Source organism: Streptomyces sp. NBC_00285 (genome assembly GCF_036174265.1).
In the GTDB taxonomy this organism is placed as follows: domain Bacteria; phylum Actinomycetota; class Actinomycetes; order Streptomycetales; family Streptomycetaceae; genus Streptomyces.
Genome location: NZ_CP108055.1, coordinates 4,764,380 through 4,780,681, shown reverse-complemented (window position 1 = coordinate 4,780,681; position 16,302 = coordinate 4,764,380). Strand labels below are relative to the sequence as shown.

At 71.0% G+C, this 16,302-nt stretch carries 10 protein-coding genes; 3 read left to right on the top strand and 7 right to left on the bottom strand.

From position 1 onward, the window contains the following. Positions 1-137: 137 nt before the first annotated feature. A complete protein-coding gene (locus OHT57_RS21950; protein WP_443053625.1) occupies positions 138-2,633 on the top strand; it encodes a tetratricopeptide repeat protein in 2,496 nt (831 codons plus the stop codon). 20 nt (positions 2,634-2,653) lie between these two features. Here the strand turns inward: OHT57_RS21950 and OHT57_RS21945 are convergent, their stop codons facing one another. Further along, a complete protein-coding gene (locus OHT57_RS21945; RefSeq protein WP_328748176.1) occupies positions 2,654-3,070 on the bottom strand; it encodes a winged helix-turn-helix transcriptional regulator in 417 nt (138 codons plus the stop codon). Positions 3,071-3,164: 94 nt separating this feature from the next. Between OHT57_RS21945 and OHT57_RS21940 the strand changes: the two genes are divergently transcribed. Next, positions 3,165-3,989, top strand: a complete 825-nt coding sequence (locus tag OHT57_RS21940; protein ID WP_328748175.1) for an NAD(P)H-binding protein — start codon at positions 3,165-3,167, stop codon at positions 3,987-3,989. A 112-nt stretch (positions 3,990-4,101) separates the two neighbouring features. Next, complete coding sequence (locus OHT57_RS21935) at positions 4,102-5,220, top strand: ADP-ribosylglycohydrolase family protein (protein WP_328748174.1); 1,119 nt, start codon at positions 4,102-4,104, stop codon at positions 5,218-5,220. A gap of 39 nt (positions 5,221-5,259) precedes the next feature. Here the strand turns inward: OHT57_RS21935 and OHT57_RS21930 are convergent, their stop codons facing one another. From OHT57_RS21930 to OHT57_RS21905, 6 genes are all read right to left on the bottom strand, one after another. Then, the gene (locus OHT57_RS21930; protein ID WP_328748173.1) at positions 5,260-6,840 is read right to left on the bottom strand and encodes a sodium:solute symporter family protein; all 1,581 of its coding nucleotides are present in this window, start codon (positions 6,838-6,840) and stop codon (positions 5,260-5,262) included. A gap of 126 nt (positions 6,841-6,966) precedes the next feature. Further along, positions 6,967-7,755, bottom strand: coding sequence for an SDR family oxidoreductase (locus tag OHT57_RS21925; protein WP_328748172.1), 789 nt, complete (start codon positions 7,753-7,755; stop codon positions 6,967-6,969). Between the two features lie 147 nt (positions 7,756-7,902). Next, complete coding sequence (locus OHT57_RS21920) at positions 7,903-10,251, bottom strand: protein kinase domain-containing protein (RefSeq protein WP_328748171.1); 2,349 nt, start codon at positions 10,249-10,251, stop codon at positions 7,903-7,905. A gap of 463 nt (positions 10,252-10,714) precedes the next feature. Continuing rightward, entirely contained in the window at positions 10,715-11,572 is an 858-nt protein-coding gene (locus tag OHT57_RS21915; protein WP_328748170.1) for a hypothetical protein, read from the bottom strand. Between the two features lie 157 nt (positions 11,573-11,729). Further along, entirely contained in the window at positions 11,730-13,580 is a 1,851-nt protein-coding gene (locus OHT57_RS21910; protein WP_328748169.1) for an MFS transporter, read from the bottom strand. 153 nt (positions 13,581-13,733) lie between these two features. Continuing rightward, positions 13,734-16,199, bottom strand: a complete 2,466-nt coding sequence (locus OHT57_RS21905; RefSeq protein WP_328748168.1) for a D-alanyl-D-alanine carboxypeptidase — start codon at positions 16,197-16,199, stop codon at positions 13,734-13,736. Between the last annotated feature and the right edge of the window lie 103 nt (positions 16,200-16,302).

The following is a 16,302-nucleotide window of genomic DNA, read 5'->3' as shown; positions in this document are numbered from 1 at the left end:
GGTACGGAAGTCCGGCCGCGTTCCCGCCCCTGTGCGGGGCAGGATCACCCGACCTGGGACCCTGTCGGATGAGAGCCGGCCTCATGATCGACAGAACCACGGTCTCCGAGGACGCACCGGATACGGGGGTGGGGTGGATGGGACAGATGCGGCCGTCCATGCAGGAGCTGATCCGGCAGCGCAGGCGGGCCGGGTTCGTGGGGCGGGGTGAGGAGCGGGCCGCGTTCCGCACGAACCTCGACCTGCCGCCGGAGGACGAGCGACACCGCTTCCTCTTCCATGTGCACGGCAACGCCGGGGTCGGAAAGACGTTCCTGGTGCGGGAACTCGACCACATCGCCCGCGAGAAGGGGGCGTTGACGGCCCACCTCGACGAGAACGTCGGCAGCGTGCCGGAGGCGATGGCGGCGATCAGCCGCCAACTCGGCGCTCAGGGCTGCCGTTTCAAGGAACTGGACCGACTCCTCGCCGCCCACCGGGAACGCCGGCACGAGGCGGAGGTCGCCGCCGTCGCCACGCCGGACCCGGACGCCGGGGAGCCGTCGGCCGGCAGTCTCGCGGTGGCCCGGGCGGGACTGGCCGGGCTGGGCATGGTCCCCGGGGTCGGAGCCTTCGCCGGTGTGCTCGACCCGGCCCAACTCGCCCAGGGCGCCGACCGGTTGCGAGCCGGGCTCAGCGCGCGCTTCCGCAGCCTGGAGGACGTTCAGCTCGTCCTGGCACCGGAACAGGTGCTCACCCCGGTGCTGCTGAACGAACTCACCGACGCGGCGGACACGGCCCCCTGGATCGTCCTGTTCTTCGACACCTACGAGCGGACCGGGCCGTTCCTCGACGGCTGGCTGCACGAGGTCATGACCGGCGGCCGGTACGGCTCCCTCCCCGCCACACTCGTCGTGGTCACCGCGGGCCAACGCCCCTTCGACACCACCCGCTGGGGAGCCTTCGCCGACTTCATGACGGACGTACCCCTGCGCCCCTTCACGGAGGCCGAGGCACGGGGCCTGCTGGCGGGCAAGGGAGTCGTCTCCGAACCCGTCGTCGAGGAGGTGCTGCGCCTCACCGGCGGCCTGCCCGTCCTGGTCTCGACCCTCGCCGAGCAGCGCCCCACCGACCCCGACGACATCGGCGACCCCAGCGCCACGGCCGTGGAACGCTTCCTGAAGTGGGAACAGGACCCCGTACGGCGATCCGCGGCCCTCGCCTGCGCCCTGCCCCGCCATCTGGACATGGACGTGTTCCGGGCGGCCGTGGACTGCCCGGACGACGAGGCGGACGCGCTCTTCGCCTGGCTGCGGGCCCTGCCCTTCGTGGACGACCGAGGAGACCGGCTCCGCTACCACGACCTGGTGCGGGAGGCGATGCTGCGGATGCAGCGCGGGAGGTCCCCGCGCGGCTGGGCCCGGCAACATGCCTGCCTGGCAAGGAAGTTCGGCGAGTGGCGCGCCGAGTCCGCGGCCGACCGCGAGGAGCAGGAGCTGTGGGCGGACGAGGAGTGGCGGGAGCTGCGGCTCGCCGAGTCCTACCACCTGCTGTGCGCTCAGCCGCGTGCCACGCTGCCCGTGGTGCTGCGGGACTTCATGAAAGCCTGCGACACGGACGACGTCACCGCAGCCCTGTGGGCGCGGACCCTGCTGGACGCGGGCCGGGACGGCGACACGGAGGCGGTGTCCCGATGGGGGAGCGACCTCTCCGGGACCCTCGCCGAGGGCGGCGTGATCGTGGCACTCGGCCGTCTTCTGTCCCGGGCGGGGTTCGACGAACAGACCCAGGCGTGCGCCCTGGTCATCAGGGGCGCCGCGCTACGCCGTGTCGGGGCGCTGCAGGAGGCACTGCGCGAGTACGACCGCGCGATCGCGCTGGACGACGGGTTCGCCCGCGCCTATCGGGGCCGCTCCTACGTCCGCGGCGAGGCCGGCGACTACGAAGCGGCGCTCGGCGACCTGGACCGGGCCCTCGCGCTGGCGCCGGACCACGCTTCCGCCCACTCGGTCCGGGGCGAGTACCACCGGGTCCTGAACCACGTCGACGAGGCGCTCGGGGACCTGGACAAGGGGATCGAACTCGACCCCACCCACCACTTCGCCTGGGCCTCCCGAGGCGCCGTCCACCTGGCACGAGGCCAACTCGACGCCGCACAGGCGGACTTGGACAGGTCACTGGACCTCAACCCCGACTACACCTGGGCTCTGGTCCGCCGCGCCCGCGTCTGGCGCGGCCTCGGCGACCCCGCCCGCCAACTGGCCGACCTGGACCGGGCCGTGACCCTCCAGCCCGACTGGCCCTGGGGCCGCTGCGAACGAGGCGACGCGCTCCGAAACGCGGGCCGCGTCGAGGAGTCCCTCCGCGACTACGACCATGTACTCGCCCTCCGGCCCGACTACGCCTCCGCCCACGCGAGCCGAGGCGCCGCCCTGCTGCAACTGGGCCACCACGAGGAGGCCCTGACAGCCCTGAACCGCGCCCTCGACCTCAACCCCGCCTACACCTGGGCCCTCTGCCGCCGAGCCGAAACCCACCTCGCCCGCACCGCCTTCGACCTGGCCCTCGCCGACGCGGACCGCGCATGCGAACTGAGCCCGGACGACGGGACGGCACGCGCGGTGCGGGAGCGGGTGCGGGGCGCCGTCGGATGATGGTCAGCCCCGATTGCTGCTCAACTCGCCCCTTTCCCGCCCCGCATGTCATAAGCCCGCCGGGCCTCCTCGACCCTCTCCAGGTTCGGTGACCACTGTGCAAGCGTCGCGAACAACGGGGCCAGGCTGCGGCCGAGTTCGGTGATCTCGTACTCGACCCGGGGCGGGACCTCCGCGTGGTAGGTGCGGTGGACCAGGCCGTCGCGTTCGAGTTGGCGGAGGCGTTGGGTGAGGACCTTCGGGGTGATCGTGCCGATCCGGCGTTCCAGTTCCACGAAGCGTTGGCGCCCGGACTCGTGGAGGGTCCAGAGGATCGGCGTCGTCCAGCGGCTGAAGACGATGTCGACCACGGGGGCGATCGGGCAGGCGTTTTCCGGGGGAACTCCAGGGCTCGGCCCGCGAGTTGTGGTCTCCGTCACATCGATGCTCCCGCCCATTACTTTCCTCTAGGTACCTACTGGCTTCCCGATAGTAGCGTCGCAGTGTGTTCACAGGAACCAATCCACACAAACCTTGGAAATGGGGAGCGACATGATCGTGGTGACCGGTGCTACGGGTAACGTCGGACGGCCTCTCGTGCGGGCTCTCGTCGCGGCGGGGGAGCAGGTGACCGCGGTCTCCCGGCACAGTCCCCGTGAGAGCGCGGCGGGGGTCCGCCACCACCAGGCCGACCTCGCCGAGCCCCAGACCCTCAAGCCCGCCCTCGACGGGGCCGAAACGCTCTTCCTCCTGACCTCCGGCGACTTCATGGCCGCCGGAGGTGACCTCGGGCAGGTTCTCGACGTCGTCCGCGCCAGCGGTGTCCGGCGGGTGGTGCTGCTGTCCTCGCTGGGGGTCTCCACCGGTGACCATCCCTCCGAAATGGAGGACGCCGTACGGCAGTCGGGCCTCGGGTGGACCATGCTGCGGCCCGGCGGTTTCCACTCCAACACCCTCCAGTGGGCCGGCGCGGTGCGTGCCGGGCGGACGGTGGCGGCACCGTTCGGGGACGTCGCGCTGCCGACCGTCGATCCGGACGACATCGCCGAGGCCGCCGCCGTCGTCCTGCGGGATGCCTCCCATGCGGGGCGGGTCCACGAGCTGACCGGGCCCGCCCCGGTGTCGCCCCGGCAACAGGCCGCCGCGATCGGGGGCGCGCTGGGCGAGCCGGTGCGGTTCGTGGAGCAGACGCGGGCCGAGGCCAGGGCGGAGATGGCGCGGTTCATGCCGGAGCCCGTCGCGGACGCCACCCTCGCCATGCTCGGTGCCCCGTCGGACGGTCTGCTGCGGGTCCGCCCGGACGTGGAACGGCTTCTCGGGCGTCCGCCCCGCTCCTTCGCCGAGTGGGCGGCCCGCAACGCCGCCGCCTTTCGGTAGAAGAGCTTTCGGCAGAAGAGGCGCATACCCACACGCCCCCTGAACCTCCCACCCCCCGTCGATTACAGTGCAGGGCGTCGTACATACGGACGGTCGCCACGGGGAGGTCTGGGTGGGTGCGGCAACCGGGGCCGTCGTCTGGGGGCGGGCCGAGCAGCAGGACTTCCGCAGCCGGGTGCGCGGCACGCTCCTCGGGGTGGCCGTGGGTGACGCGCTGGGCGCGCCGATAGACGGGCTCGGACTGGACGAGATCCGCGAGACGTACGGCGCCGAGGGGCTCGTCGACCTCGGGTTCGGGTACGGCAGGCGCGGCGCCGTCAGCCATCTCACCCAGCTCACCCTCTTCAGCGTGGACGGGCTGATACGGGCCCAGGTGCGACGGGACACCGGCGCCTGGCATCCGCCCACCGATCTGCACAAGGCGTATCTGCGGTGGGCCGCCACTCAGCGGGACTGGGGGCCCGACGAGCGGCGCAAGGACGACGGCTGGCTGGCCCGGGAGGAATGGCTGTACGCCCGCCGCGACCCGACCCGGTCCCTGCTCCTCGGGTTCGGCGACGACACCATGGGCACCCTGGAGTCGCCCAAGAACCCCGCCGAGCTCGGCCCCGAGGCCACGGCCCGGTCCGCGCCCTTCGGGCTGCTCGTCGGATGGGAGCCGCAGCTCGTCGTACAGCTGGCCGTGGAGTGTGCGGCGCAGACCCACGGGCACCCCGTCGCCTATCTGTCGGCGGGCGCGTACGCCGTGATCGTGCACGCGCTGTCCCTCGGGGAGAGCCTGGACGGGGCGGTGCAGCGGGCGCTCGCGCTGCTCGCCGCGCGGCCCGGGCACGAGCCCGTGTCGGACGCGCTCCAGCACGCGCTGGGTGCCGTACGGCAGGGGATGCCCACCCCGGCGCGGGTGGAGGAACTCGCGGCGGACGGCTCGGCGGACGGGCTGCTGTCCGCGGCCGTGTACTGCGCGCTGGTCGGAGAGGACGTACGGCACGGCCTGTGCCTCGCCGTGAACCACGACGGGCCCTCCGCCGCGGCCGGCGCCCTCACCGGCGGCCTGCTGGGTGCCGTGCACGGGGAGACGGCCCTCCCGCCGGCCTGGCTGGCCGAACTGGAGGGCCGTCCCACCCTGCTGGAACTCGCCGACGACTTCGCGATGGAGATGACCCAGGGGCCCGCGCTGCACGGCCCCGTGGGAGCGTCCCCGGGATGGCTCGCGCGGTACCCGAGGGCCTAGAGCCCTTCTGGCGGACCTGGTCCCGGCTCCTCCCGGCTCCTAGTCCTTCACTCCCGTACCGACCACGTCGTCCGCGCCGTCCGCCGGCGTCGGGATCGCCGCGGACGCCGTTCCCTCCCCGTCCCCGTCGGTGTTGATCTTCTCGATGATCGCGAGACGCTCCGGGGTGTCCTCCGGCTTCAGGAAGCCGATCAGGATGTAGAGGACGAGGGAGACCACCAGCGGGATCGAGACCTGGTACTGGAGCGGGACCCCGCCCTCGACGTTCCAGCTGATCGGGTAGTTGACCAGCCAGAAGGCGAGCAGACCCATCGACCAGCTGGTGAGCGCGGCGGTGGGACCGGAGCGGCGGAACGGGCGGAGCAGGCCGAGCATCATCGGGATGGCCATCGGGCCCATCAGACCGGCGACCCACCTGATGACCACCGTGATGATGTCCTTGAAGGTGGGGGAGTTGACCTGGGTGGCCGCCGCCATCGACAGGCCGAGGAAGGCGACCGTCGTGATGCGGGCGGCCCGCAGTCCCTGCCCCTGGCTCCAGCTGCGCGCCCTGCGCCACACCACCGGTGCGCAGTCCCGGGTGAAGACCGCCGCGATCGCGTTGGCGTCGGAGGAGCACATGGCCATGGTGTGCGAGAAGAAACCGACGATGACGAGGCCCAACAGGCCGTGCGGCAGCAGCTGTTCGGTCATCAGGCCGTAGGAGTCGGAGCCGTCCGGCTTCTGCGACTGGACCAGCAGCGGCGACATCCACATGGGGAAGAACAGGACGACCGGCCACACCAGCCAAAGGATCGCCGAGAGGCGGGCCGAGCGTTCGGCCTCGTGTGCGTTGGCCGTGGCCATGTAGCGCTGGGCCTGGTTGAGCATGCCGCCGTTGTACTCGAAGAGCTTGATGAAGAGGAAGGCCAGCAGGAAGACCGTTCCGTACGGTCCGACCAGCGGCTCGCCGTGGCCCTGGAGCTCCGGCTCGTCCCAGGCGCCGAAGAACCCGATGCCCTTGTCGTTGAGCTTCAGGACCACGGCGATGAACATCGCGACACCCGCGAGGAGTTGGATGACGAACTGGCCCAACTCCGTGAGGGCGTCGGCCCACAGGCCGCCGATCGTGCAGTAGACGGCCGTGATGCAGCCGGTGATGAGGATGCCCTGGTTGAGCGAGATGCCGGTGAACACCGACAACAGGGTCGCGATCGCGGCCCACTTGGCGCCCACGTCCACGATCTTCAGCATCATGCCGGACCAGGCCAGCGCCTGCTGTGTCTTGAGGTCGTAGCGGTTCTTCAGGTACTCCAGCGGTGAGGCCACGTGAAGCCGTGAGCGCAGCCGGTTGATGCGCGGCGCGAACAGCTTGGAGCCGATGGCGACGCCGAGTGCGATGGGGAAGGACCACGTCACGAAGGACGTCACGCCGTAGGTGTAGGCGATGCCGGCGTACCCGGTGAACATCACCGCGCTGTAGCCCGACATGTGGTGCGAGATGCCGGACAGCCACCACGGCATCTTGCCGCCCGCCGTGAAGAAGTCGCTGACGTCGTCGACGCGTTTGTGCGACCAGACGCCGATCGCGACCATCACGCCGAAATAGCCGATGAGCACGGCCCAGTCGAGACCGTTCATATGCGCCCTCCCAGGGATCAGCCCGGCGCTCATCGTGGGCGCCACAGCGTGGACACGACAAGCTGACGTAAGGTCAAGGGAAGGTAAAAGTATTCGAGATGGTGGCCTGCGTTCACCTACATGAACTCACCGCATCAGCTCCCCGGCGTTGACCAGCAAGGACTGTCCGGTGATCGCCCGCGCCCGGTCCGAGGCCAGGAACACCGTCGCGTCCGCCACGTCCCCGTCGGTCGCGAGGTCGGGCAGCGCCATCCGCTCGGTGAGCCGCTTCAGCACCTCGTCCTCCGGCACGCCCTCCGTGTGCGCCGTGAACTGCACGTACGCCCGCACCGGCGGCCCCCACATCCAGCCCGGCAGCACGGTGTTCACCCGGATCCGGTACGGCCCGAGCTCCCGTGCCAGCGAGTACATCGCGCTGGTCAGTGCCCCCTTCGAGGCGGCGTACGCGGCCTGCCGTACCTGTGAGGGAGCGGCGACGGACGACTGCGTCCCGACGAACACGACCGAACCGCCGCCCGCCGCCTTCAGCCCCGCCAGACAGGCCCGGGTCATCCGCAGCGACCCCAGCAGGTTCACATCGATGACCGACTGCCAGGTCGTGAAGTCCGCGTCCTCAAGGCCGCCGAAGTAGCTGTCCCATGCCGCCACATGCACGACCGCGTCCAACCGCCCGAACCGTTCCACCGCCAACTCCGCGAGTTCGGCGCACTGTTGCTCGTCGGTGATGTCGGTCGGCCGGTACGCCGTGTGCGCCCCGTCCGGATCGATCTCGGCGGCGCTCTTGGCGAGGTTCGCCTCGGTCCGGGCACCCAGCACCGCGTTCCCGCCGTCCCGGACGACGGCGGCGGCGACCTGGTGACCGAGCCCGGCGCCGACTCCGGATACGACGACGGTCTTTCCGGAGAGGAGTGACATACCGGTGGCCTCCCATACTCTGGCGCATTATCTGACGGGGCGTCAGAGTATGGGCGAGTGCAGGAGGAGGGAAGGTCTCCTGCCGGAAGAGACCCACCCTGGAGCCCGCCGATGGCTCGCCGGCGGTGGCTGTCCGGGTCCGGTTCCTCAGGTGACGGGCAGTCCGTAGGCCCGGTCGAAGTGCTGGGCCACGAGGTGTCCGGCCCCGTCGCAGGAGAGCTGCCAGTCGTTGACGCCGGTCTCGCGGCCGTCGGTGAAGTTCCACAGCAGACGGCCGGAGGCGGCGTCGATCGCGTAGAAGCCGTTCCTGTTCTCGAAGGCCGGCACGTGGACGGTGTGGGCTCCCACCGCGACCGGGTGGTCGACGTTGAGGCGGGGGGTCTCGCAGAACCAGCGCCGGGCGCCGGTCGCCGCGTTGAAGGCGTGGACGCCGTAGGGATCGGTGCCCGTGGCGTAGACGGTGTTGCCGCCCGCCCCGAGGGAGGCGAACGTGCCGTGTTCCGCCTCCGCCTTCCAGCGGAGCTTTCCTGTGGCGAGGTCCAGGGCGATGAACTCGGAGCCGAGGGCGAACACGGTTCCGCCGAGCACCGCGAGGCCCGGCCGCAGGTCGTAGCCCACAGGGTGCCGCCAGAGCAGGCCACCGCCGTCGCGGGTGCTGCGGACCGTGACATTGCGCAGCCCGTCGGCGTAGACGAAGTAGTCGGAAGTGATGACGGGCTTGAGGGGAACGCCGACGTCCTCGGGGTCGATCGGTATGACGACGGCGCGCTGGGCCCTGAGGTCGACGCCGAAGACCGCGCTGGTGGAGGTCGCGACGCCCTGCTCCTCCGACCGGCGTTCCAGCTTGGCGCCGAGGACCGAGATGACATAGCCGTCGTATCCGCCGAGGAGTTGATCGAACTGGCAGTCCTGGCCGAAGTCGAGGGTGAACTTCTCGGTGCCGCCGTTCAGGTCGACGCCGATCACCGTCGCACCGGTGCCGAGGGCGACCGCGGCGTCGTTGGCCAGCAGGACGGGACTGGGGGAGACGCTGATGCCCTGGTAGACCCATTCGGGCTGGGAACCGTTCCTCAGGTCGAGGCAGATCATGTTGCCCGGGCGGCTCTTCAGCAAGGCCGTGCCGTCGTTGAAGACGGCCGGGGTCTGGAGCAGTGGGCCGCCGCGGTACACCCAGGTCGGCTCGGGGGCGGGTCCGGGCCGGCGGGCCGGCTGCCTGCCGGCCCTGCCTCGGACGACGAGGGCGGTGCCCCCGACGACGGCCGCGCCCGCGGTTACGGCGAGGAGGGTGCGCCGACCGATACGGGAGCGTTCGGGGGCACGGCGGTGCGCGGGTGCGGCGGAACGTTCCGTCGCCGGTTCCGCCGGTTCCGCCGGTTCCGCCGGTTCCGCCGATTCGGCCGCGGCCGCCGGGGGTCTCCGCTCCGGCGGATCGGCGGCGGGCGGCGCTCCAACGGTGGCACCGGCTCCACCGGCGGCGCGGTTCTCGGCGTCCCCGGCCGGGAGGATGCGGTCTGCGTCCGCCGCGCCGGCTCTGCTGTCGGTGCCGCGCGACGACGGTCCCGTCGGCGTCCGGCCCGATCCGTGTCTCCCGGACACGACGGAGGCCCTGGCGGCTGCGTCGGCCGTGGGCCGTGCGGACGTCAGGGTCCGCGCGAGACGGTCGAGATCCATCGCGGCCGTCCGGCGGTCGTCGACCATGGCGGCCACCCGCGCGGGCAGCCAGCCCTCCGTCAGCACCTGGTCGGCACCGCCCGGCGCACAGGCCGCGGAGAGCCGGTCGGGGCCGATACGAAGGGCTGGGTCCTTGGCGTGACAGAGGCTGATGATCTTCTCCAGCGGCTCGGGTACTTGGGTCAGATCGGCCGAACCGTGGACCACCTGGTAGAGCAGGCCGGCCGCGGAGGCCCCGTTGAAGGGCGGGTGTCCCGACGCCGCGAACGCGAGCACCGAGCCGAGACAGAAGACGTCTCCCTCCGGTCCCACCGGGTCGCCGGTGGCCTGTTCGGGACAGACGTACTCGAGCGAGCCCAACACGCCGCCGGAGCCGGTGAGCTGGTAGCCGTCCCGGGCCCGGACGATGCCGAAATCGATGACGCGCGGTCCGTCCGCCGCGAGCAGCACGTTGGACGGCTTGAGGTCGCGGTGCACCAGTCCCTCGGCGTGCACCGCGATCAGCGCCTCGGCGATGCCCGCGCCCAGTGCGAGGACCGTCTCCACCGGCAGCGGCCCGTGGGCGGCGACCGCCTCGGCCAGGGTGGGGCCGGGTACGTAGGCGGTGGCGAGCCATGGCGTCCGATCGTCCGGAGCGGCGTCCACCACGGACGCCGTGTAGACGCCGCCGACCGCCGCCGCGGCCGCCACCTCGCGCCGGAAGCGGATGCGGAAGTTCTTGTCCTCGGCCATCTCGGGACGGATGACCTTGACCGCGACGGCGCGGCCGGCCGACGAGGTGGCCAGATAGACCCGGCCCATCCCGCCCGCTCCAAGACGGGCCACCGGACGGTAGGGCCCTAGCTGCTCGGGATCTTCTGGGTGCAGTGGTTGCATGCCCTCGGCCGCCTGTTCTCGGTGGTACGGGCGGGAATCCCGCCCACGCCACGGGGGAAGGCCCTGTGGGGGTCTGGCAGCAGAGTAGAGGCTGAAACGCCTCATGAGAGTGTTTGTCGGCAACCGTCGAATGTTCCCTGGACGAAGACGTTCCGCACAACTCATGCCATGGACAGTCGATTTGACATTGCGTCAGAGGTCGGGTGACACGTGCCCGTCCTGCGGGAACAGTGCGCTGGGAGCAACTGGCGGGGAAATGACTGCCGGATGAAACCACCGGCCCGGCGGAAGACCTCCGACGTGTCGAAGGTCACCCCCGCGTCCTCGGCTCGTGGCGCTGGGGCCGATCCGGAGGAAGGCAGTCCCCTCCGAACCTCCTACGGGCTGCGCTGTCGCGCTGCCGGGCCTGGGTTCACCGCAACTCGTCCACATGGCGGTCGGTCCCGGGCACCGTCGGTATGAACGGTGCCATGAACTGCACCTCGCCCAGGCCGGACGCCGCCACCGCCGTGTCCAGGTCCGCGAAGTGGTCGCGCCAGTTGTCGCGCGGATCGTCTTCGAGGAACCACAGCAGGGTCAGCCGGGTCCCGACCCCCTCGACCTGTTTGACATAGGTCATCCGGTCCAGGGGCAACGGCGTCGGCGCGAAGGCGGTCACCAGGGCCGCGGGCGAGCCTGCCAGCCGTTTCGGAAGGTGGTCGTCGCGCAGCCAGGCGAGCAGTTCCCCGCGCTGGTCGGGGGAGTTGCTGTCGATGACCTGGACGATGAGCCCGGCGTAGGGGTGGTCGAGGGCGTGGATGTCTCGGGGGCCGTGGTCGCCGTCGCGGTAGACCGTCACGGCGTGATCCTGGAAGGCGGTGAAAACGTGCGTACGTTCCTGGAAGACGCGGTGGTCACGGTTGAGTCGTTTGTTGATGCTCACGGTCCACCGCATGTGGTCGTTGTAGCGGCCGGCGGTCATCCAGTAGACGGAGATGTAGCACCCTGCCGTCACCGGCTGTGCGACCGAGGAGGCCGCGGGGTAGCGCAGGAGTTGCAGGTCCCGGGTGGCGACCCAGCGGCGGCCCGCGTACATCCACGGCATGGCCATCGCGCCGGCGATGAAGTGATCGTCTTCGTACCAACGATTGTACTGTCGTTCATGGCCCGGGTGCGGCTCGACCATGGTGATCAGGGCATGCCCGAGGTCGGCTCCATAGGGGCCGACGGCGGCCAGTTCCGCGTACGTGCGGCTGAGGGTCTCATCGGTGTGCGTCGCATCCTCTGTCATGAGTCCGGTCTACCTGACTGGGCGTCAGATTTGGAGAGGGATGCGGTTCGAGTCCGTCTGAAGGACTCGGGCGCGCGGAACTGCCGGCGCCTTTCGTCCCGACCGCCCCGGGCGCGGACACCTATGTGGATCAACTGCGCTGATCACACTGCGTTGATCACTTCAGCTCGTCCGGACAAGGCGTCCCACGCGGCACGGTGTACGGCGCGGCCAACCGATACGTCCCCGCCTTCGGCGCCAGCAACATCGTCCACTTGTCCCCGTCAGCGTCCTCCGGCGTCTCCAGCAGGCACCCGTTGACGTTGGCGAACGCCTTCGGCTCCCCGTCGGCCCGGTTCTTCGACGCCTCCGTCTCCTGCGGAGCCTTCAGCTTCTTGCCCTCCGCGTCGACGATCGACAGCCACGGCGAGTAAGGGATCCGGATGACGATCCGGCCCGCCTTCTTCACCCGCATCGTCATCTCACCCTGCGCGGCCCGGTCGACGACCGTGTTCGGCGAGGCGAGCGGCGCCGGGTCGGTCACCTGGAACAGCTGCCAGTTCGCGTCGCCCCAGATCTGCTTCAGATACGGCATCCCGCGCTGGACCAGCTCCCGCTCCCGCTCACCGCCGTCCCCGTCGGGCTCGTCCTTCGGCACGACCACGAAGTGCACGGCCCAACGCTGCAGCCACTCGTGGTAGTTCGCGGAGTTCAGGGTGTCGTCGTAGAAGAGCGGGTTGCGTTCCATGTCGGCCTGCCGGTTCCAGCCCCGGGCGAGGTTGACGTACGGCGCGAGCGCGGACGCCTCACGGTGGGAGGCGGCCGGTACGACCTCGACGCGGCCCTTCTCGGCGCCGACGCCCTGGAGTTCGTTGACGAGGGGGGCCAGCTCGCGGGCCCAGGACGCCGTGGGGGTCGTATGGACGACGTCGTCGACGGACTTGAAGCCGATCCAGACGGTGAAGCCGAGGAAGGCGGCGACGACGAGGTACCACTTGCGGGAACGCGGCACCGTGAACGGCAGCGCGGCCGCCAGGGCCACCCCCGCGAACAGCATCGGCAGCCGCGAGATGTTGGAGCCGATCTGGGAGCTCACCAGCCACACCAGGACCACCGAGAGGCTGTACACCCCGGCCGTGATCCGGACGGTCGTCCACTCGCGCGGCGCGAGGAAGTAGACGAGGAGGCCGTACGTCAGCGGCAGCAGCATTGAGGTGATCTTCATCGGCTGGGTGCCGGCGAAGGGGAAGAGCCAGGCCGACAGGGCCACGACGGCGGTGGGCGCGATACCCAGCGCCCAGGCGCCGGGGCGCCGTTTCTGCAGGAAGAGGGCGACCGCCACCAGGCCCACGAACAGGCCGGCCACCGGAGACGCCATGGTCGCGAGGGCGGCGAGCGGGGCCGCGCAGGCCGCCTTGGCCCAGCGTTTGTAGCGCAGGCGGTGCGGCCAGCAGAAGACGACGGCGACCGCGCCGAGCGCGAACATGGTGCCCAGCCCGAAGGTCACCCGGCCCGAGGCCGCGTTGCACAGGAAGGCGAACACGCCCGCCAGCGAGGCCCACAGCGGGTTCTTCACCGACCGGCTGCGGATGAGGATCATCGTCAGCAGCCCGGCCGAGACGGTCCCGGCCAGCATCATCGTCGTACGGACGCCGAGAACCGACATCAGATACGGCGAGACGATGCTGTACGACACCGGGTGCATGCCGCCGTACCAGGCCAGGTTGTACGCGGAGTCGGGGTGCCGGCCCACGAACTCCGCCCACGCGTCCTGCGCCGCCAGGTCGCCGCCACTGTTCGCGAACGTGAAGAACCAGACGATGTGGAGGACGCCGGAGAGCACGGTGAGGGAGAGCACCGGATGGCGCAGCAGACGCTCGCGCAGCGCGAGGACTGCGGCCCCGGCCCGCGCCCTGCCCCGGAGGGGTCCGCCGGTCCCGGTGTCAGTTTCCGCGGGCACGCGTATTCGCGGGCCGGCGCCCGGCCCAGGGTCGGTGTCGTCGGCGCGTGTCGGCTCCGCAGTGGCCACCTGAAGGCACTCCCCGTGGTGTCCCGTCTTCATGTCCCGGCCGCGTCCCAGCGGCTGCCTGCCCCGGTTCGTGACGCTAGCACGCGGCCCGCCGACCGGAACCCCGACAGGGTCCGGCCGACGGGCCGCACGGTGCGTCCGTCCCGTTTCCGCTCAGCCGACGCGGGTCAGCTTGTCGGCGAAGCCCGGTTCGGCCAGATCCTTCTGGAGGGTGACCGGAACCTCGACAGCGCCGCCGTCACCGTCGCCGACGGTGAGCGTGCCGACCTTGGTGCCGGCCTTCGCGGTGTGCGGTACGTCGTCGGCGGCGAAGGACAGCTTCACCTTCAGGCCGGACCAGCCGACGGCGGTGACGTCCTTGGTCAGCACGACCGGGGTGTGGCCGCCGAGCCCGTCGTCCACGTACCCGACGACGTCGCCCTTCTTGAGGATCGTCGCGGACTTCAGCGCGTCCTGGGCCGCCAGGATCAGCTGTTTGCCCGCGTCCAGGGCGCCCGAGAGGATCGTGTTGTCCTCACCGCCCGCGCGCTGCCGCACCACGGCGCCGATGATCCGGTGGGTCTTGCCGTTGACGTCCTTCTTCGCGGCGAAGACGAGGTTGCCGAGGGCGGAGGTGGTGGTGCCGGTCTTGATGCCGACGACGTTGTTGTAGCCCACCAGGCGGTTGTAGTTGTTGTGCTTGTTGTCCTTGTAGTCGTAGTACGACATCACGGCCGCGACCTCGCGGAAGGCGGGCAGCTCCATCGCCGTCCTGGCCAGCTTCACCTGGTCCACGGCCGTGCTCACCGTCGTGTTGTTCAGGCCCGACGGGTCGGTGTACATGGTGTTGGTCATGCCGAGGTCCTTGGCGGTGGCGTTCATCTTCGCCACGAACTCCTTCTCGGACCCGGAGTCCCAGCGGGCGAGCAGTCGCGCGACGTTGTTCGCGGACGCGATCAGGACGTCCGTGAGCGCCTCGCGCTGGGTGATGCTGTCGCCCGCGGTCACGGGGACCGTGGACTCGTCCTTGGCCGTGACCTGGTCCTGGGCTGCCTGGTCGATCTTGATCTTCGGGCCGTCGGCGCCGGACTTGAGCGGGTGGTCGCGCAGGATGATGTACGCGGTCATCACCTTCGCGACGCTCGCGATCGGCACGGGCTTCTGGTCACCGGACGAGCCGAAGGTGCCGACGCCCTGCACGTCCAGCGCGGCCTCTCCGTACGTGGGCCAGGGGATGTCGACCTCGCCGCCCTCGAAGGTGTACGTCTGCTGGGCGGCGAGCTTGAGCGTGGGCGCGGGCAGCGCGCGCAGGTTCTGCACGACTGCGAACACGACCACGAGCAGCAGGACGAGGGGCGTCCAGATCTTCAGCCGGCGCGCGACGGTACGCAGGGGGCTGGGCGGGGGCGGCGGGGTGTTGGTCAGCTCGGCCAGCAGGTCGAGCGGGGGCCTCGGCGGCAGCGGCTGCTGCGTGGTCCGCTCCGGACCGACCTGGGGGACGACCGCGGTCACGTCCGCCTTCGGGCGGGCCTCGCGGGCCTCGTCCAGCGGCTTCAGCGCGACGAACTTGCTCGTCCGCTCGGCCTCGGTCGGCGGCTTGGGTGCCGCGGTCTTGCCGATCTTCAGCGTGGTGGTGGGCTGGTCCACGGCGGGCCGGGGGGCCTTGAAGACGGCGGTGGGCTGGTCGACGGGCGGTTGATCGCCGTCGGCCGCGTCCGCCGTGTCGGCCTTGTCCGCCGTGTCGGCTACGTCGGCCTTGGGGGTCGCGCCCTTGCCGCGGGGGTCTTCGGTTTTCTGCGGCTGGGTGGGGGCTGGTCGCGCAGTTCCCCGCGCCCCTGGGGCGTCCGGGTCGCCGGCGTCCGGGTCGTGCTCGTCGTCGGCAGGGGCTGCGTCGGCTACGTCCGTGTCGGCGACGTCGGTGTCGGCCGCCGTGTCCGCGTCGGCCGCGGTCTCCGGCTCCGACTCTGCCTCGGCTTCCGGCTCGGCCTCTGCCTCGGCTTCCGGCTCGGCCTCTGCTTCGGCTTCCGGGTCGGCCTCCGGCTCGGTCTCTGCCTCTGCCTCGGCTTCCGGGTCGGTCTTCGCTTCAGCCTCCGGCTCGGCCTCTGCTTCGGCCTCCGGCTCGGTCTCCGCTTCGGCCTCCGGCTCGGTGTCGGCCTTCACGCTGCTTGCGTCGGCTTCGGCGTCGGCGGCACCCTCGGTTTCGTCGTCCGCGTCGTCCGCGTCGTCCGTGTCGGTCTCGGTCTTCGGGGTCTTGTCGGCCGGGTCGGGGGTGTCCTCGGGGTCGTCCCCCGTGGACACCCATGCCGCCACCGCGTCACGGAGGCGCGCGTCGCGCCCGGCGGAGGGCTCAGGGCGCTCCTCCGGGGCCGGAGTGTCGTTCTCGGCCCTCCCGGTGCCCGAACCCTCCGCTCCGGCCTCTACGGGGCCCTCAGAGGCCTCCTCGGGGGCCGTCGGGAGTTCTCGTACCGAGAAGATCCTCGTGGCGGTGTCGACGCCTCCGAGGGAGATGGACTCCCGTGCCACCGCCAGCCGGGGGTCGGGAGGCGCGCTCCTCGCCTCGGGAACCGGACTCGCGCTCCCCGACGTCGGTTCTCCCGACGACTCGTGCTGCTTCGACCTGTCGGGGGACTCGCCCGCCACCGATGCCTCCTCATGTGCCGCACGTGATGGGTATCCGTCACCGTGCGTCCGCCGAACCGTTGAATCGCCGCCCGGGCAACCGCCACACCACGCTGTCCGAACC